The organism is Pseudoalteromonas sp. SWN166 (assembly GCF_015864485.1).
GTDB lineage: Bacteria > Pseudomonadota > Gammaproteobacteria > Enterobacterales > Alteromonadaceae > Pseudoalteromonas.
Map to the genome: position 1 here is coordinate 24,490 of NZ_JADYXB010000021.1, position 16,824 is coordinate 41,313.

A 16,824-nucleotide genomic window follows, 5' to 3' on the forward strand; every position below is an offset into this window, starting at 1 on the left:
ATAAATTACTTTTCACCGTCGGGAACAAACACATAACCCAAACCCCAAACGGTTTGAATATAACGCGGATTGGCTGCATCTACTTCGATCATGCGGCGAAGTCGCGACACTTGCACGTCAATACTTCGTTCAAGCGCACTGTAATCACGACCACGCGCTAAGTTCATTAGCTTATCGCGGCTAAGTGGCTCACGCGGATGCGAAACCAGCGCTTTAAGTACTGCAAACTCACCACTAGTAAGTGAAATTGTTTTATCTCCTTCACTCATTTCGCGCGTTGCCAAATTAAGCGTAAATTTACCAAAAGCGATTAAGTTTTCTTCAGCAGCGGGAGCACCAGGTACTTCTTTTGCGCGGCGACGTAAAATTGCTTTAATACGCGCAAGCAATTCTCGAGGATTAAAAGGTTTAGGAATGTAGTCATCAGCGCCAAGCTCAAGACCAATAATACGGTCTACTTCGTCGCCTTTAGCGGTAAGCATTACAATAGGGATTTCGTTTTCTTTTTGACGTAAACGGCGGCAAATAGATAAGCCATCCTCGCCTGGGAGCATTAAATCAAGAACCATTAAGTGAAAGTTTTCACGCTCTAGGAGTCTATCCATTTGCTCCGAATTACCTGCGGTTCTAACAATAAAACCTTGCTCTACTAAGTAACGTTCAAGCAAACTGCGTAAGCGCATATCGTCATCTACAACTAATACTTTTGTGGTTTCGTGTCCCATTATCTCTTTCTTATTTTTATATCCAATTACTAGTTAATATAAATGAAAAACCTAATAATCAAAAATTAATTACCTGCTTAGATTGTTACTGAACATTTCAAAGCTTACTTACGCATACTTTATTACATTTACGCTCGACAAGTTTTGGCAAATTTAATAACGTGCACACCATTAGAGTTAATAAAGAATTCACCATGAAAACAAATTTAATTACCCGCGAAGGTTACTTGCAATTACAACAAGAACACGACCATTTGTGGAATGTTAAGCGCCCTGAAGTCACCAAAATAGTGAGCTGGGCAGCCAGTCTCGGAGACCGCTCTGAAAACGCTGACTATCAGTATAATAAGCGCTTATTACGCCAAATCGACCGCCGGGTACGTTACTTGCGAAAGCGTATTCCTGATTTAAAAATCATCGACTACTCTCCCGTGCAAGATGGGAAAGTATTTTTTGGTGCATGGGTCGAAATAGAAAACGATGAAGGTGATATAAAAAGATTTAAAATTGTAGGCCCAGATGAAATTTATGAGCGCAAAGACTATATATCAATAGATTCGCCGATGGCGCGCGCGCTGATTAAAAAACAAGTAGATGACGATTTTGAAGTACTTACCCCTCAAGGTAAAAAGCAGTGGTATATAAATACTATTGAATATCAAAAATAATTCCTATATCAGTACCTACAAATAAAAACATTGATTCAGATCACATTAACTTTTCATTGTGTAATCTATTTGAGTAGGATATAAGATAGTTAAGCAGGTTATTTTTAACTTGAAATTTTTAAGGTCGTGGTTATGTCAAACGTAGTACAGCGCATATTAAGTAATGCCGTATTGTTTGCACTTTTAATGAGTGTGAGCTTGACGCTGCACGCCCATACCACGCAGGTAAACCTTGATAACGCTAAAATATCTAACCACTTTATTGCTTGCGATACTCCTGACCAAGCGAATCTCGACTTTGACGTCGACTCTCACGCTAATACGATTACCCTTGGGGCGCTTCAACCACTCCCTAATGCCGTACACTCTTTTTACAAGAGCACTAATTTAAACAGACCTTTTAGCACTGCGTACCAACGTGGACCACCTAGCTATTTAATTTAATTCATTATTTTACAATTTAATTAAATTTTATAACTAATAAGGTGACTATTATGTCTAACTTTAAAGAATTACGGACTCAAAATGTATCTCACGGCGTTATTGCAAGCACATTTGCAGATGATCAACCATTAATTGATTTAGCATCTCCTGCATTAAAAATGGTAAACAACTTTACGCAAACAACACCTATTCGCGCTCAGCACGAAACAACAATAACTGAAGCACTTAAACAAGTAAGCGCAAAACAATCAGACTTTGTTTTAGTAACTGACGAGCACCAAAAATTGATTGGTCTAGTTTCTAGTGCTGATTTGCAAAGCTCTAAAATAACTATTATTGCCGAGCGCTTAAATACGCCAAGAGGCGAAGTAAGCTTACGCGATATCATGACACCTATTAGTAAAATCATGGGTGTGAGCATGCAAAGCTTGAGCTACGCATGCATTGGCGATGCGCTACAAACAATGGAGCATCAGGGTACAATGTTCTTATTAGTAACAACGGCAAGCAACGAAATTTGCGGTTTAATTTCAGCACGTCAAATAGCTAAAACATTGCATATCCCTGTAAATATTTCGCCTATTGCTCACTCTTTCAGTGAAGTATTAGAAAACATAGAGCACCCTCACTAGGGCGCTCTTTTAGCTGAATTAATTTACTCCCTGCCCAACCATCTTAAAGCAAGTAAAATAGCTTGCTTTAAGAGCTTTTCATTACTATCTCCTGTGATATTATTCAAGCAATTAACTACGCCAGAAACACGCTTCTGGTCTTATTTTATTGTATAAAAAGGTTTTTGCATGAGCGATATCTCTGCACGTTTAGCCATAGAACTAAACGCACAGCAGCAACAGGTTGTTGCTGCAACAAAGTTACTTGATGAAGGCGCAACTGTTCCTTTTATTGCCCGCTACCGAAAAGAAATTACAGGTGGTTTAGACGACACTCAATTACGCCTTTTAGAACAGCGCTTATCTTACTTACGAGAGCTTGAAGAACGCCGTAGTTTTATTTTATCGACTATCGAATCTCAGAAAAAGTTAACTGCTGAACTAAGTGCCGACATTGCCAATGCACAAAGTAAAACTGAACTCGAAGATTTATACCTACCTTATAAAGCTAAACGCCGCACTAAAGGCCAAATAGCAATTGAAGCAGGTTTAGAGCCACTGGCAGATGCACTATTTAAAGATGCGAATCTTGACCCAGAGCAACAAGCAGCGCAATTTGTGGATGCCGAAAAAGGCTTTGCAGATGTAAAGGCGGTACTTGAAGGCGCTAAATTTATTTTAATGGAGCGCTTTGCAGAAGACGCTAAATTACTCGCTAAATTTAGAAGTCATATTAGCCAAAATGGTGCTATTGAAAGTACAGTGATTAAAGGCCAAGAACAAACAGGTGCAAAATATCGCGATTACTTTGAGCATCAAGAGCTTCTTAAAAAAGTCCCTTCTCACCGTGCACTTGCAATGCTTAGAGCCCGAAATGAAGGCGTGCTTCAGTTAAATGTTAACCCTGAGCCAAGCTCTGAAAACTCAGCGCAACTGTGTGCTCAAATGATTGCCGATCATTATCGTTTAGATATTAAATATAAAGCGGCAAGTCCTTGGTTATTAAATGTTGTGCAATGGGCGTGGAAAATTAAATTAGGCTTACACCTAGAGAATGAATTTTTTGCAGCAATGCGCGAAAAAGCAGAAACTGGCGCCATTGATGTATTTGCTAAAAACTTAAAAGACTTATTAATGGCAGCACCTGCTGGCCCTCGTACTACACTTGGCCTCGATCCTGGTTTACGTACAGGCTGTAAAATTGCCGTTGTTGATAGCACAGGCAAATTGCTAGCGACACAAACTATTTTCCCTCATGCACCACAAAACCACTGGGATAAATCGTTGCGTACGTTAGAGCAACTTTGTCGTCAGCATAAAGTAGAGCTTATTGCGATTGGTAACGGTACAGCATCTCGCGAATCTGATAAGTTAGTTGCTGAACTTATGAAAGCCAATACCGAGCTAAAACTTAATAAAATAATGGTGAGCGAAGCGGGCGCATCAGTTTACTCAGCGTCTGAATTTGCCGCAAATGAATTTCCTGATTTAGATGTTTCTATTCGTGGTGCTGTATCTATTGCACGCCGCCTTCAAGATCCACTTGCTGAACTGGTTAAAATTGAGCCAAAATCAATTGGTGTAGGCCAATATCAACACGATGTATCGCAAAGCCAGTTAGGCCAAAGCCTTATTTCAGTCGTTGAAGACTGTGTAAACTCAGTTGGCGTAGATTTAAACATGGCCTCGGTACCGCTACTTACACGCGTATCGGGTTTAAACAAAACATTAGCGCAAAATATCGTTAATTACCGCGATACTAATGGCGTATTTACCAAGCGTAGTGAGCTTAAAAAGGTTGAGCGTTTAGGACCAAAAGCTTTCGAACAAGCCGCTGGTTTTTTACGTATTAATAATGGCAGCGATCCACTAGATAACTCATCAGTTCACCCTGAAGCCTACCCTATTGTTAAACGTATTTGTGAGCGTAACAGCGTAGATGTAAGCAGCTTAATTGGTAACAGTGACTTTTTAACTAAACTAGCTGCTAACGATTACATTGACGATAAATTTGGTTTACCAACCGTTACCGACATTATTACTGAGCTTGATAAGCCAGGTCGCGATCCGCGTCCTGAATTTAAAACTGCTGAGTTTAAAGCGGGTGTTGAAAAGATTAGCGACTTAAAACCAGGTATGATTTTAGAAGGCGTGGTATCTAACGTTGCTAACTTTGGTGCATTTGTTGATGTAGGTGTACACCAAGATGGCTTAGTACATATTTCAGCAATCACGAATAAATTTATATCAGATCCGCGTGAAGTAGTAAAAGCGGGCGATATTGTAAAAGTGAAAGTAGTTGAAGTAGACGCTGCACGTAAACGCATAAGCTTTACTATGCGTTTAGATGACGATATTGATACAAGCAATAAGTCAGCAGCCCCTGCGACGCAAAAAGCACAAACACGTACTAATAACTCACAATCTCGCGCTGCAAAGCCTAAACGTGACAATGGCAATGCGTTAATGGGTAATGCATTTGCCGATGCGTTCGCTAACGCTAAAACGAAAAAATAAACTTTAATCAAAACTAAAAAAACCGCGTAAGCGGTTTTTTTGTGTTCATTTTACGGAGTTATTAGCCATACGCCGAAAAGCCACTTTCGCTTTGTGGTGAACTCGTCATTTGATAAAAATTAGCAATGCGCCCAGCTCGAGCTTCCACATCGGCATCGCGAGATTCCTCTGTATTCGTATCGCTTTGTGATTCTGCAGTGCTGGTTTCGCTGGCTGAAAGCTTATTACCTTGCTCACCTTCTTCGCTTTGCTCTTCTTCTGGCATCGCAAGCTCAGCTTGAGCCGCTGCTAGCTTTTGCGTAGCATCTGCAGCAATAGAGCGATCAGCTCCCGAAGGCTCTGCAGGCGCTAATGCGGCAGCACGTACGGTTTGCATTTTATCGATAGTGGCTTGCGGATCATTGGGGACTTCAGATACATCAATTTGTACCTCACCACTTACAGCATAGTTGGTGCCATCTGGACCACGTTCATAACCATAGCTCGGCGATCCTGCATGTTGCCCGCCAACAGCAGCATGAGCTTGTTCGTGCACACGTACTTCCGTATCGCGGGTTTTAAGTTCTTTAATTTGCTGTTGTTCTTGTTCGAGTAGTTGCTCTTCTTGCTCAGTATCTTGTTGAGACGCTTCTTGATCGGCACTCTCTGAATTTTCTGAATTGCCTTCGCGCTGCTCAACTGCTTTATCGTCAGCTAGTTTACCGCTGGCATCATAAGTCGATACATCACTATTATTGCCTGGAAGTTTAGCTTTTTCAGCATCGCTTTGTGCTTTGGTTTCAGTATTGCTCGCACTGCTTGAAGCAGGAGCAGGAATAACTTCTCGTAGCTGGTTGTCACGCCGTGCGGTTTCCGTATAAACATTTGCTGTGTTTATATTGATAGACGGAAATGGCGTGACAATATTCATTATTACTAAACTTTAATATCGATTAACGTGCCAAGTACATCATCAGCCGTTTGAATTGATTGCGTGTTTGCCTTAGCGTTAAATTCTTCAACTTTTAAGTTAACAAGCGCTTCATCAACACGAGCTGGTTGTGCTACAGGTGCAGTAATGGCTTCTTCTGGGCGTGCTGCGCTAAGCTGACGTTGCTGCGCTAATTGCGCGTCATCTTGTTGTTCTATACTGGCACGGTTAATCTCAGCACTGGCTTTTTCAATACCTTGGCTAGCCCGATTAAACCCTTCTACACCACTATTAAATACGGATCCGATTGGCATATTAAAATCTCCACCAAATAAACATTGTTTAATTATCGCTCAGGTTATACTCAAAATAAAGCTTTAAACCGCGCTATTATTAGCTCTATTTTAAAGCATTGATTTAACGACAGATAAAAACTCACTTTTATGAGAAATAAATGGCGCATGCGACGCTTTATCTAGCACTTCGTATTCAAACTCAGTATTTAGTGCTGACATTTCACTAATTGCTTTATAAGGCACTAACGCATCAAGTCGGCCAAATACACCTTTAATAGGTACTGGGCAATGTGCAAATAAGTCACGAAGGTCGTCATTTTGTAAAATATCTAAGCCAGCACTTAATGCTTCGCTTTTTGGCGCACTATATTGGTTTAATAATTGTTTAAGTTGCTTTATATCATCACGTGCCGACTCGCTACCCATCGCTTGAATAGCTAAAAAGCGATCTATGGTTTTTTCTCTGTGATTAACTAATTGCTCTTTAAACTGCGTCAATATATTTGCTTTTATTCCAGGCCAATTATCTGCCTCCGCAAAAAAAGGAGTCGATGCAATTAAAATAACTTTTGATACTTTTTCGGGCCAATGCTTTGCAATATAAAGTGCAAATAAACCACCTAACGACCACCCCATTAAAATAGACTGAGGCTTTAACTGCTCACTTAAAATTACTGCGGCATCATGCAAAGTATAAGGGCTTGGGCAAACAAAGCTATTACCAAATCCCGGTAGGTCAAGGCTACTTACATTTCCTGAATATAAAGACTCAAGTTCTGGCTGTACTAATTGCCATACGCCCTGATTCATTCCCCAACCATGTAATAACACTAACTCATTTTGCATATTTGCCTAACCTTTACCAAACTTAGGCTTATCATAACGTTTAAATAGGTGGTTGTAATGCACGGAGTGAATCAATGAAACAAGCCGTTTTAAATTGGTTATTTCCCTCTTATTGCGTGCAATGTCAAAGCCCGATTACGGCTAATTTAGGGTTATGTGATTATTGCCTTGAAGATTTACCGTTATTTGATTTTAGTAAGCATAATAACTTGCTGCATCGGCCCGATATTGTTGAGATGTTTCCTAATTGCGAGTTTGATAAGTTATTTGCCTGCGCTTTTTATCAACCGCCCTTCGAGCATTGGCTTAAACGGCTAAAATTTAATAACCAAATCCATTATAAAAAAGCATTACAGCAAACTATTAAAAAGCAGTTAGCACAGTTTTTTGAGCAAAGTCCCGTTTTACCAAATATTTTTATTATTTTACCTCTTCATAAAAGCCGGTTCGTAACACGCGGTTTTAATCAGGTCAGCCAAGTATGGCAACCATGCTTAGATAATTACGCGCCACTGAGTAACGTACTTATTCGCAATAAAAAAACACAAGCCCAGTCGGAGCTATCTAAAGCAAAGCGTATTAAAAACTTAAAAAATGCCTTTATTTGTACACAGGATATGGGCGGTAAAACAGTCGCTATTGTTGATGATGTGATGACGACAGGGGCAACATTAAACGCAGCTACTAGTGCACTAAAACAAGCAGGCGCTAAACAAGTGTGGGCTTTTACAACTTGCTTAACGCCTATATAATTATTAAAAAGTATTATACCAATCCGCAATAATACTTAATCATTTTGCGGGGCTAAACGTGTCGCTACCTGTATTAAAAAATTCTCATTTACGACTGCATGGATGCAGAAGGTAGAGCAATGCAGGAGCAATTGCCGAGAACAACTAAATAGCGAATTTTTTGCCTAGCTATCAACACGTTTTTCCATCCTCAAATTAGATCACTTAATTAAGCGAATTGCTATTAATCGCCATTTACTCGAAACGTATGGCCAAAAAAGAGCGCATTACTGAGTAATCTACTTGTCCCATACCAGTAACCTCTAAACACCGGATCGTCAGTCATACCAATTACAGTGCCTCGCCCGTACGAATGAGCTATTAACCCTGCTCCACCCGCTACTTGCTCAACATTCACGGCATCGGTAAAGCCTGCCAATAATGGATTTTTAGTGTAGGTAAGTATATTTACAAACGGCGCATCTGAAGTTTCTAGCAACCAAGTACTGTTTTTAAATACCGGTAATGTATTGCGCTTAAGTGAAAATGTAAGCGGATGAGTCAAATCTACATTAGTATTAAAAATAGCCCCGGCAATGCGCTGACGCCCCGCTAAATGATCCTTATCGGCGTAATTTAGCCCTTTGGTTTTAAATGCACTTGCTACATCTTGGCGTGATAGATAACTTGCTTTAAGTAATTGCTGATCAGCTAAAAATTTAGCGCCACCTTTGTGACCCCAAATAACGCCGCCTGTTCTTACCCAGCTTTTAATAGCCACTTTATCAGCGTCCGATAGGCTATTGTAGTTACCATGAGCAAGTACTATATGACTGTAATTACTGAGCTCAATAGAGCCTAAACGCTCCATTTCAACAATTGTTGGTGCAACGCCTACAAAGCGGTCGAGGTAATACCATACTTCTCCTGCTTCATACTGGCTTACGCCTTTACCCCCTATTAATAACACTTTTGGCTCGCTAACAACGGCCATTGTGCGAGACCCTAAATCAGCACCTTTACTTGTAAGGCCGGTAGTTATTGGCTTAATCGCAATTCCAAATTCATTTTGTGCTTTATTTAGTATATCTACCCAATCGTTAGTTGTTTGTAAGCCTGCTGGGACAATAATACTGCCGGCATTAAAGTTCACTTCGCCGGAGTTTGTTTTAGCTGTTAATGGGCTTAACGCTACCCGCGCTTTAACACCTTGCTTTAAAAGGCTGTTTAACATTTTAGGTGCTAGGTAGTCATCCCACGAAAAACCAAAAGCATAACCTTGCTCAAGTTTAGCAAAAGAAGGTTTAACTGCTTTTTGCCATGGTGTACTAGCTACCTCTAAACCCCAGCTGCTTTTTACTTTGGCAAAAGGTAGATTAAATGCATGTGCTAAAGTCCAGCCAGATACGTCATAAAAAGTATTGTCAGCAAAGTTTTTTTGTTCGCTAAAAATAGCTTTTACCAAACGATATTGCGGTTGTGCTAAGGGCACAAAATAGCTATTAGTTGTAAAGCTTTTACCATTCGCTTTAAGTGATTTAGTCAGTGGGAATGCATCTATTTGATGTTGCTTTAATAACTCTAAAAAGTATTTAATACGCGAGTTATCTTTTTCGCCCTCAACAACATAACCTTCAAAGTTTTCATCACTGGCTAAATCAGCCGCCTGATTATAAAACTTAGCTTGGTAGTCTAGTAACGCAGTTCGATTATCAACAGCTGCTTTAAAGGTTGATAAGCTCGTTAATAACTGGTTTTTAATAGTAAAAGGAAAAGTCAGTGTACCGTTTATGGTTTCTTGCACATGCCCGCGAGAGCTTGCTTGTTCAAATAAAATTCCGACTCCACCATTTACATCTGGGTAAGTTGAACCTTTACCGTAATAAAAGTCGTCAAAGCTTTCTTCGGTAAAATAAAGGGCGTTGTTTTCATCTAATGTTTTTGCATGATAGTTAGCAATCGCTTTAGTTAATGTTACATTTTCATCTGGTGTTATTGGGTGCTTACGACTCGCAATACCAGGTTGAAAAAAGTAACTGCTGTTAGGTCCCATTTCATGAAAATCGGTTAAAACATTAGGTTTCCACTGATGAAATTTGGCAATACGCGCACGCGATTCTGGGTGCTGCAGCAATAACCAGTCGCGATTTAAATCAAACCAGTAATGGTTAGTACGGCTACTTGGCCAATTTTCAACATGTTCACGCGTTTTAGGATCGCTTGATAAGTTCATGCCCCGATTACTGTTCGCCCAATTAGCAAAACGAGCAAGCCCATCTGGATTAAGTGAAGGGTCGAGTAAAATAACCGTGTTATTTAATAACTCGTCTATTTCAGCACCTTGTGCCGCGGCTAAGTAATACGCCACCAGCAACGATGAGTTACTACCTGATGATTCATTACCATGCACACTGTATCCCATCCATACAACTGCAGGCTGTTTTGCAGAGTCAGTTTTAGTGCCATTATTGTTACTTAATCGAGCTAAATGAGACTCTCGAATTTGCTCTATATTTTTAAGCTTTTGCGGTGCAGTAATCGTTAGCATTACAAGCGGGCGCTGTTCATGCGTGCGACCAATTACTTCAAAATTTATACGATCGCTTTTATCAGCCAATATTTCCATATACCGTACGAGCTGATCATGCCTTACATGCCACTCTCCTACTTCGTAGCCAAGCACTTGCTCAGGTGTTGGAATAGTGGGGTCAAATGTTACATCTTGTTCAAAATAATACGAAAGTGGCTTTGCTACACTTGAAAAGCTAAGCAACACCACCATTAATGTTAATACCAAACGCATATAAATCACTCAAAAAATGTTCGTTGTTTGCACGCTACCATTGCTTAAAATAGATGCCAACTTTTTACGCTCAACACTAGCCGCAACACGATGAGCGGAGTATGATACGCAGTATCCGAGTAATTTAGTCAAGTATAGATGGTTTTATGATTTCTATTTCCGAAACAGCGCAAGCGCATTTTGCTAAACTATTAGCAGATCAATCACAACAAACCAATATTCGTGTGTTTGTTGTAAACCCTGGTTCATCACAAGCGGAATGTGGTGTGTCTTATTGTCCAGAAGATGCTGTAGAAGCGAGCGACATTCGCCTAAACTTTAACGGTTTTGATGCCGTTGTAGATGCAGAAAGTGCTCCATTTTTAGAAGAAGCTGAAATCGATTTTGTTACCGACAAAATGGGTACTCAGTTAACGCTAAAAGCACCTAATGCTAAAGCACGTAAAATAGGCGATGATGCATCGTTAAACGAGCGTGTACAGCACATGCTAGAAACCGAAGTAAATCCACAACTTGCTAACCACGGTGGTCAAGTAAGCCTTGTTGAAATTACAGCTGCAGGTATAGCGATACTTCAGTTTGGTGGTGGTTGTAACGGTTGTTCTATGATCGATGTAACGCTAAAAGAAGGCATTGAAAAAGAAATGATAGCTAAGTTTGAAGAAATCACCGGTGTTGCTGATATTACAGAGCACGAAGCGGGCGATCACTCTTACTATTAGGCCTTATAAATGTTAAAGCAGCTTATTTATCGCTTAGGGAGCAACCCTAAGCTGAGCTTAAAGCGCTTTTTTCGCGGCTTAGCACTGTTTGTGCTAGCCGTGATATTCATATCTATTGGGTATTACACCCACTACAGCTTACAAATAATTGGCGTTATAATTTTAGTCCCCGCATTATTTTTTGCCGGATGGGGCTACTGCGGTATTTTTGCTAATCGTTTTTCACAAGTTTTGAAAGATATGGGCCCTAAACATCACGATCCCGACCTCTGGAAATAAACCATTTATTTATACCAACCTCCATATATATTTGGGCAATTTATCGAATTAAATCACTCTATAACGTTGTTAAAAATTTTTTATTTAGAACAACTAGATACAAAAATTTTTGCCTAGTTCTAGCACAATTTTCTTATCGTTAAATAGACCCCATATATAAGCAGATTAGTATTAGTTTAATCCAGTAGCTGATTATTTATTTTTAAGTGGTGATATTTAATTATTAATGTAACCCCGCGCATTAACATAAAACAGCTCATAGCCAGCCATAACCCGTTATTTTGCAAGTCTATAAACACCCAAAACACACCAAAAAACCCCACTCCAGCTGAAAGTATCATGCTATTACGCATGTCCTTTGCTCGCGTAAGCCCTACAAAAACACCATCAAACAAAAAGCAGCTCATGGCTAAAATTGGCAATGCTATTAGCCACGATAAATAGTGTGTTGCCTCTTGAATAATCTCTGGCACATTAGTTAAAAGCTTGATTATACCGCTGCCAAACAATGCAAAAAAAGCGCTATATAGCACGCCAAAAAGCATACCCCAAAATACGCTTATTTTAACCCAAAGCTCTATATTTTTAACGCTTCCTTGGCCTTTAGCTTGCCCTACTTTTGCCTCAGACGCGTAAGCAACGCCATCAAGAGCAAAGCTCACCAACATTAAAAAGTTAAGTAAAACAGCATTAGCGGCGAGTGTAGTTTCGCCTATACGCGCTGCGTAAAATGTCATAAAACTAAAGCATAATTGCAGTATTAAAGAGCGAATAAATATATCTCTATTCAAACTCAATAATTCAGTCATTTTGCTAATACTCAACCAATTCGGTGCATTTAGCTCAATACCTTGTTTTTTAGCTAGTTTAACCACTAAAAAAAGTGCAAATACTAACGCTGTATAATCAGCAATCAGTGAAGCCCACGCAGCGCCTGCAACGGCCCAATCTAAATAAACAACAAAATAAATATCGAGTACTATATTAACGATATTAGTGACGAGTAATAAATAAAATGGACCTCGACCATAATGCACACCAAGCATCCAACCCAATAACACTAAATTACACAATGCTGCTGGAAGACTAAAAATACGAATGCTAAAATACTGATACGCTTGGGTAAGTACGTCGCTGTTAGCAGCGGAGAGGTAAGCAATTGCGTGTTTTATTAATGGGGATAATACAATTAATAGCACAGCCACTGCGCTTGCCAGCAATAGGCTTCGTTTAAGTAAAGCGGCAAGTTGGGTTAAATCGTTTTTTCCGTATGCTTGTGCCACGAGTCCCGTGGTGCTCATTCTTAAAAAACCAGCAAGCCAAAACAAAATAGAAATAACTGCAGAGCCAAGGGCAATACCCGCCAAGTAATGAGCGCTTCCTAAGTGCCCAATTACAGCGGTATCAACAATTCCTAACAACGGCACTGTGATATTTGATAGTATCATCGGACCCGCTAACAACAGCAAGCTTTTATGGTGTGCCTTATTATGTATAAAAAATTGTTTCATTTAGTATTATTTATCCTCTTTAGTATATCTATACGCGCTCAAGCAGCCGTTATTTTACAGTATCATCATGTTAGTGAAACCCTACCCGCTGTAACGAGCGTTAGCGCAAATACATTTACTAAACATTTAAGCTATTTAAAAGAGCATAACTTTAACGTCATTCCTCTAAATGAGCTAATAAGCGCCCTTCAGAAAGGTGAAACCTTACCTGATAAAACAGTCGCCATTACCTTTGATGATGGTTATAACAATAACTATGAACAAGCTGCACCTATTTTAGAAAAGTTTGGCTACCCGTACACTATCTTTGTAAATCCTAAATTAATAGACGAAGGCATGAGTTACGTAATGGGGTGGGATAAGCTCAAAGAATTATCTAAAAAAGGGGCAATAATAGCCAATCATAGCGGACAACATGATTACTTACACCTTAAGCTTGAAAACGAAACCGATTCACAATGGCAATCACGTATTAAGCAGGATATCCTTAGCTCTCAAAAGCGTATAAAAGAAGAAATAGGCCATGATTATAAATACTTAGCATATCCGTATGGTGAGTTTAACAATGAGTTGCAAGCACTTGTAACAGAGCTTGGTTTTGTGGGGATTGGTCAGCACTCAGGGGCTGTAAATAAAGATTCTAATTTTAGTCGCTTACCGCGCTTTCCTGCATCAGGCTTTTACAGCAAACTAGACACTCTTATTACTAAGCTTAACTCACGCGCATTTAATATCACCAATTTAACTTATCAAGATAGCGTTACACAACAAAACCCACCCACGCTCACAATTGAATTTAAAATGGGTGATTTTCATAAAAGCCAATTTGCCTGTTACGTATCAAGCGTAGGCCAAGCAGATTTAAAATGGGTAAATAAAAATACAGTCGAAATAACCTCACCAAAGGTGCTTAATAAAGGGCGATCTCGTTTTAATTGTACGGCCCCTTCTATTTCTAGCCCTGGTGATTATTTTTGGTTTTCGCAGCCTTGGGTGATCCAATCACCTAAAGCTTAACGACCTAACTTAAAAGCCACTAGGTTATTTTATTAACTACTCTAAAAACCATAAAAAAGGAGCCGCGGATTCAAATATGAAGTGCATAACGTTTAGGCGGCTTTAGCCGCCAAGTGATCCTGCATCAATTTTGCAGGCGTTTCAAATCCAAGTGTCTTCCTCGGACGATTATTAAGTTGCTCAAGTACTGGTATAACTTGCGCTGGTGTTACCGCCTCAAAATCTGTGCTCTTCGGCCAATACTGGCGTAGTAATCCATTCGTGTTTTCATTCAATCCGCGCTCCCATGAGTGATAAGGGTGAGCAAAATAAACAGGAACACTTAAAGCCTCTGTGATTTGCTCGTGATAAGCGAACTCTTTTCCATTGTCAGCCGTGATGCTATGAAGCGCTGACCTATATGGCCTTAATAGTTCTATCGTCGCCGCAGTGACGGCTTGTGCTGTTTTGCCTGCCACCTGAGTTGATACAGTGAATTGGGTGACCCGCTCTACAATGGTAACAAGGGCGCCTCGATGACCTTTACCTATGACGGTATCTATTTCCCAATCTCCGATACGACCTTTCTCATCAACTATTTGTGGACGTTCTTCAATGCTAACGCGATTTTTTATTTGCCCTCGGTTTGTTTTACCATGACTGCGCTTGTGATATTTCTTGCCGTGTCGGCGCAGATGTAGGTATAACTCACCACCTGCTTTTTTATCTTCCCAGATATACAGATAAATGCATTCATGGCTGACAGACCGTTCACTTTTTTTACGCAACCATCCCGTTATTTGTTCAGGACTCCACTTCTCATTAAGCTTCTGGGTAATTAAAGCCATCATTTCAGGTGTCATCTTAAGCGGTTTTCTTACACTTCTTCGGCGAAACAAAGCCCGCTCATGAGCTTGTTTGTGTCTGTAACCTCGCTTACCTGTATTTCTAGAAAGCTCTCTTGAAATCGTAGATTGCGATAAATTAGTTAGCTCAGCAATACTTTGTTGCGTAAAACCGCTTTTCTTTAGAATGGCGATCTGGCATCTTTGCGCATAGGTCAGTTGTTTGTAATGTCTCATTGTAAAATCTCTTGCCGGAGAAAAAGCAGTTAGCTTATGAGCAACTGACCACTTAATCTAGCCAAAAAAAGTTATGCACTTACAATTTGAATCTAGGAGCCTAAAGCTCCTTTAAAATTGGTAAAAAGCAAAAAACTAGTTTTTGTAGTAATCGGCTATTTTTTTAAACTCTTCAGTTAAAGTAGTCGCATTAATTAATGGCACACTACCTTGTTTAAATTCAGGTTTAAAAATAGCTCTTACGGCTCCATTTTGATCAACTAATGCAACGGATGCACTATGATCGACCGCATACTCTGATTCTTCAGAGTCACTAATCGCATAAATTAAACCAAGCTCCCTAACAACAGGAAAAAGGTGTTTATGCTCTCCCGATACAGCTAAAAAGTCAGGGTTAAAATAATCTATATATTGCTTTCGCTTAGCTGGCGTATCGCGTTTTGGATCAACCGATAAAAACCAAACTTGCAACGGATAATCTGCCTGTAAGTTTTTATAAACGGCATTAAGCTTAGCCAACGTTAACGGGCAAATATCAGGGCAGCTTGTATAGCCTAAAAATACTAAATTCCACAGCCCTAAAAATTGTTGCTTAGTCACCAATTCGCCGCGCTGATCGTTTAGCGTAAAATCAGACAGTGGTTTTGCATTTTCGTAAACTAATGCATCTACATCTGGTGGGCTATTTTCATTTGAACATGCTGATAAAAACAAAGCTAAAACAACAATTAATCCAAGCCATAACTGCTTCATAAAGGGAGCCATTTATCTATAAATAAGATTACAAAGAGTACCATTAAATGAATAATCGAAAAACGAAATAAGTCCATTGCAGTCTCATCATCTCCAGCAATTTTTAATTTAACCGCCTTATATATAAATACTGCATTTAATACACACGCACCTATTAAATATATTAATCCAGACATATCAATTAAATAAGGCAATACACAAACAACAGCGAGTAAAACAGAATAAGCAACAACGCACGTTTTACAAAAATCGATGCCGTGCGTTACTGGCAACATAGGTATTTTAGCGCGTTCGTAATCACTTTTTCGAGCGATTGCAAGCGCCCAAAAGTGTGGTGGAGTCCAAGTAAATATTATCATTACGAGTAACCAGGGAGCCGCAGCCATTTGGTTTGTTTCTGACACCCAGCCTAATAATGGAGGCATTGCGCCAGCCAATCCACCAATAACAATATTTTGCGGCGTTGCACGCTTTAAAAATGATGTATAAACAAATGCATAACCTACCAATGCAAATAACGTTAATATAGCGGTTAAGGTATTAGCCCACACCATCAGCATAATAAAACCAGCAACCCCAATAACAGCTGCAAAACTAAGCGCATGTGTTTTACTTAAACGCCCTTTAGCTACAGGGCGATGACGAGTTCGTGCCATTTTTGAGTCTATCTCGCTATCAACCACATGATTAATAACCGCTGCTGCTGCAGAAAGTAGCCCTATACCTAACAAGCTAATAAACTGTACAGTCATGCCACGCCCTACATCGGGAGCAAGTGCTAACCCAACCCAAGCAGTTAGTACCAGCATAGCGACTACTTTAAATTTACTAATTGCTAAGTAGTCTTGTAGTAAATTATACGCGCGCGAAGTTAGCGGTTGAGTATTAACGGGTAGCATTGTTTTTTTATCGATTATAAGTGCCATAATA

17 protein-coding genes are annotated in these 16,824 nt (G+C 39.8%); 8 read left to right on the top strand and 9 right to left on the bottom strand.

What is annotated here, in order from left to right:
- Positions 1-5: 5 nt before the first annotated feature.
- Complete coding sequence (ompR, locus tag I6F49_RS13220) at positions 6-725, bottom strand: osmolarity response regulator transcription factor OmpR (protein ID WP_002959552.1); 720 nt, start codon at positions 723-725, stop codon at positions 6-8.
- 194 nt (positions 726-919) lie between these two features.
- On the opposite strand from ompR, the gene greB reads away from it, so the two are divergent.
- The 4 genes from greB (at position 920) to I6F49_RS13240 (ending at position 4,965) form a co-directional block, all read left to right on the top strand.
- Positions 920-1,393 carry a transcription elongation factor GreB gene (gene greB, locus I6F49_RS13225; RefSeq protein WP_166420603.1) on the top strand — a complete coding sequence of 158 codons (474 nt, stop codon included), beginning with the start codon at positions 920-922 and terminating at the stop codon, positions 1,391-1,393.
- 132 nt (positions 1,394-1,525) lie between these two features.
- The gene (locus I6F49_RS13230) at positions 1,526-1,837 is read left to right on the top strand and encodes a hypothetical protein (protein WP_166420602.1); all 312 of its coding nucleotides are present in this window, start codon (positions 1,526-1,528) and stop codon (positions 1,835-1,837) included.
- A 50-nt stretch (positions 1,838-1,887) separates the two neighbouring features.
- Positions 1,888-2,469 (top strand): CBS domain-containing protein, encoded by a 582-nt coding sequence (locus I6F49_RS13235; RefSeq protein ID WP_197176671.1) that lies wholly within the window; start codon positions 1,888-1,890, stop codon positions 2,467-2,469.
- A gap of 168 nt (positions 2,470-2,637) precedes the next feature.
- On the top strand, positions 2,638-4,965 hold the full coding sequence (locus I6F49_RS13240) for a Tex family protein (protein ID WP_197176667.1): 2,328 nt from the start codon (positions 2,638-2,640) through the stop codon (positions 4,963-4,965).
- Positions 4,966-5,026: 61 nt separating this feature from the next.
- Here I6F49_RS13240 and I6F49_RS13245 read toward each other — a convergent pair whose 3' ends face one another.
- The 3 genes from I6F49_RS13245 to bioH form a co-directional block, all read right to left on the bottom strand.
- Complete coding sequence (locus I6F49_RS13245) at positions 5,027-5,875, bottom strand: putative metalloprotease CJM1_0395 family protein (RefSeq protein WP_197176665.1); 849 nt, start codon at positions 5,873-5,875, stop codon at positions 5,027-5,029.
- Between the two features lie 5 nt (positions 5,876-5,880).
- A complete protein-coding gene (locus I6F49_RS13250; RefSeq protein ID WP_149594701.1) occupies positions 5,881-6,189 on the bottom strand; it encodes a hypothetical protein in 309 nt (102 codons plus the stop codon).
- Between the two features lie 90 nt (positions 6,190-6,279).
- Positions 6,280-7,017 (bottom strand): pimeloyl-ACP methyl ester esterase BioH, encoded by a 738-nt coding sequence (gene bioH, locus I6F49_RS13255; RefSeq protein ID WP_166420597.1) that lies wholly within the window; start codon positions 7,015-7,017, stop codon positions 6,280-6,282.
- Positions 7,018-7,091: 74 nt separating this feature from the next.
- Here bioH and I6F49_RS13260 point away from each other — a divergent pair, with 74 nt between their 5' ends.
- Positions 7,092-7,769: a ComF family protein gene (locus I6F49_RS13260; RefSeq protein ID WP_166420596.1), complete on the top strand. Its 678-nt coding sequence runs from the start codon at positions 7,092-7,094 to the stop codon at positions 7,767-7,769.
- A gap of 223 nt (positions 7,770-7,992) precedes the next feature.
- Here I6F49_RS13260 and I6F49_RS13265 read toward each other — a convergent pair whose 3' ends face one another.
- Positions 7,993-10,551, bottom strand: coding sequence for a M14 family zinc carboxypeptidase (locus I6F49_RS13265; RefSeq protein WP_197180889.1), 2,559 nt, complete (start codon positions 10,549-10,551; stop codon positions 7,993-7,995).
- Positions 10,552-10,697: 146 nt separating this feature from the next.
- Here I6F49_RS13265 and nfuA point away from each other — a divergent pair, with 146 nt between their 5' ends.
- Positions 10,698-11,273, top strand: coding sequence for a Fe-S biogenesis protein NfuA (gene nfuA / locus I6F49_RS13270; RefSeq protein WP_002959571.1), 576 nt, complete (start codon positions 10,698-10,700; stop codon positions 11,271-11,273).
- A 9-nt stretch (positions 11,274-11,282) separates the two neighbouring features.
- Complete coding sequence (locus I6F49_RS13275) at positions 11,283-11,552, top strand: hypothetical protein (RefSeq protein ID WP_166420594.1); 270 nt, start codon at positions 11,283-11,285, stop codon at positions 11,550-11,552.
- A gap of 176 nt (positions 11,553-11,728) precedes the next feature.
- On the opposite strand, the gene I6F49_RS13280 is transcribed toward I6F49_RS13275, so the two are convergent.
- Entirely contained in the window at positions 11,729-13,000 is a 1,272-nt protein-coding gene (locus I6F49_RS13280) for an MATE family efflux transporter (RefSeq protein ID WP_197180891.1), read from the bottom strand.
- A 42-nt stretch (positions 13,001-13,042) separates the two neighbouring features.
- Here I6F49_RS13280 and I6F49_RS13285 point away from each other — a divergent pair, with 42 nt between their 5' ends.
- Positions 13,043-14,080, top strand: coding sequence for a polysaccharide deacetylase family protein (locus tag I6F49_RS13285; protein WP_197180893.1), 1,038 nt, complete (start codon positions 13,043-13,045; stop codon positions 14,078-14,080).
- 92 nt (positions 14,081-14,172) lie between these two features.
- Here I6F49_RS13285 and I6F49_RS13290 read toward each other — a convergent pair whose 3' ends face one another.
- From I6F49_RS13290 to cyoE, 3 genes are all read right to left on the bottom strand, one after another.
- The gene (locus tag I6F49_RS13290) at positions 14,173-15,141 is read right to left on the bottom strand and encodes an IS30 family transposase (protein WP_197180895.1); all 969 of its coding nucleotides are present in this window, start codon (positions 15,139-15,141) and stop codon (positions 14,173-14,175) included.
- A 135-nt stretch (positions 15,142-15,276) separates the two neighbouring features.
- Complete coding sequence (locus tag I6F49_RS13295) at positions 15,277-15,894, bottom strand: SCO family protein (protein ID WP_197180897.1); 618 nt, start codon at positions 15,892-15,894, stop codon at positions 15,277-15,279.
- Entirely contained in the window at positions 15,891-16,820 is a 930-nt protein-coding gene (cyoE, locus tag I6F49_RS13300; RefSeq protein WP_197180899.1) for a heme o synthase, read from the bottom strand. The genes I6F49_RS13295 and cyoE overlap by 4 nt, the downstream gene beginning before the upstream one ends.
- Positions 16,821-16,824: the final 4 nt, after the last annotated feature.

What these genes read in the sequence shown, in the direction of transcription:
- greB (WP_166420603.1), top strand. Translation starts at nt 920, where the DNA reads ATGAAAACAAATTTAATTACCCGCGAAGGTTACTTGCAATTACAACAA.
- bioH (WP_166420597.1), bottom strand. Translation starts at nt 7,017, where the DNA reads ATGCAAAATGAGTTAGTGTTATTACATGGTTGGGGAATGAATCAGGGC.
- I6F49_RS13245 (WP_197176665.1), bottom strand. Translation starts at nt 5,875, where the DNA reads ATGAATATTGTCACGCCATTTCCGTCTATCAATATAAACACAGCAAAT.
- I6F49_RS13265 (WP_197180889.1), bottom strand. Translation starts at nt 10,551, where the DNA reads ATGCGTTTGGTATTAACATTAATGGTGGTGTTGCTTAGCTTTTCAAGT.
- I6F49_RS13275 (WP_166420594.1), top strand. Translation starts at nt 11,283, where the DNA reads ATGTTAAAGCAGCTTATTTATCGCTTAGGGAGCAACCCTAAGCTGAGC.
- ompR (WP_002959552.1), bottom strand. Translation starts at nt 725, where the DNA reads ATGGGACACGAAACCACAAAAGTATTAGTTGTAGATGACGATATGCGC.
- I6F49_RS13290 (WP_197180895.1), bottom strand. Translation starts at nt 15,141, where the DNA reads ATGAGACATTACAAACAACTGACCTATGCGCAAAGATGCCAGATCGCC.
- nfuA (WP_002959571.1), top strand. Translation starts at nt 10,698, where the DNA reads ATGATTTCTATTTCCGAAACAGCGCAAGCGCATTTTGCTAAACTATTA.
- I6F49_RS13250 (WP_149594701.1), bottom strand. Translation starts at nt 6,189, where the DNA reads ATGCCAATCGGATCCGTATTTAATAGTGGTGTAGAAGGGTTTAATCGG.
- I6F49_RS13260 (WP_166420596.1), top strand. Translation starts at nt 7,092, where the DNA reads ATGAAACAAGCCGTTTTAAATTGGTTATTTCCCTCTTATTGCGTGCAA.
- I6F49_RS13240 (WP_197176667.1), top strand. Translation starts at nt 2,638, where the DNA reads ATGAGCGATATCTCTGCACGTTTAGCCATAGAACTAAACGCACAGCAG.
- I6F49_RS13285 (WP_197180893.1), top strand. Translation starts at nt 13,043, where the DNA reads ATGTATAAAAAATTGTTTCATTTAGTATTATTTATCCTCTTTAGTATA.
- I6F49_RS13280 (WP_197180891.1), bottom strand. Translation starts at nt 13,000, where the DNA reads ATGATACTATCAAATATCACAGTGCCGTTGTTAGGAATTGTTGATACC.
- I6F49_RS13230 (WP_166420602.1), top strand. Translation starts at nt 1,526, where the DNA reads ATGTCAAACGTAGTACAGCGCATATTAAGTAATGCCGTATTGTTTGCA.
- I6F49_RS13235 (WP_197176671.1), top strand. Translation starts at nt 1,888, where the DNA reads ATGTCTAACTTTAAAGAATTACGGACTCAAAATGTATCTCACGGCGTT.
- cyoE (WP_197180899.1), bottom strand. Translation starts at nt 16,820, where the DNA reads ATGGCACTTATAATCGATAAAAAAACAATGCTACCCGTTAATACTCAA.
- I6F49_RS13295 (WP_197180897.1), bottom strand. Translation starts at nt 15,894, where the DNA reads ATGAAGCAGTTATGGCTTGGATTAATTGTTGTTTTAGCTTTGTTTTTA.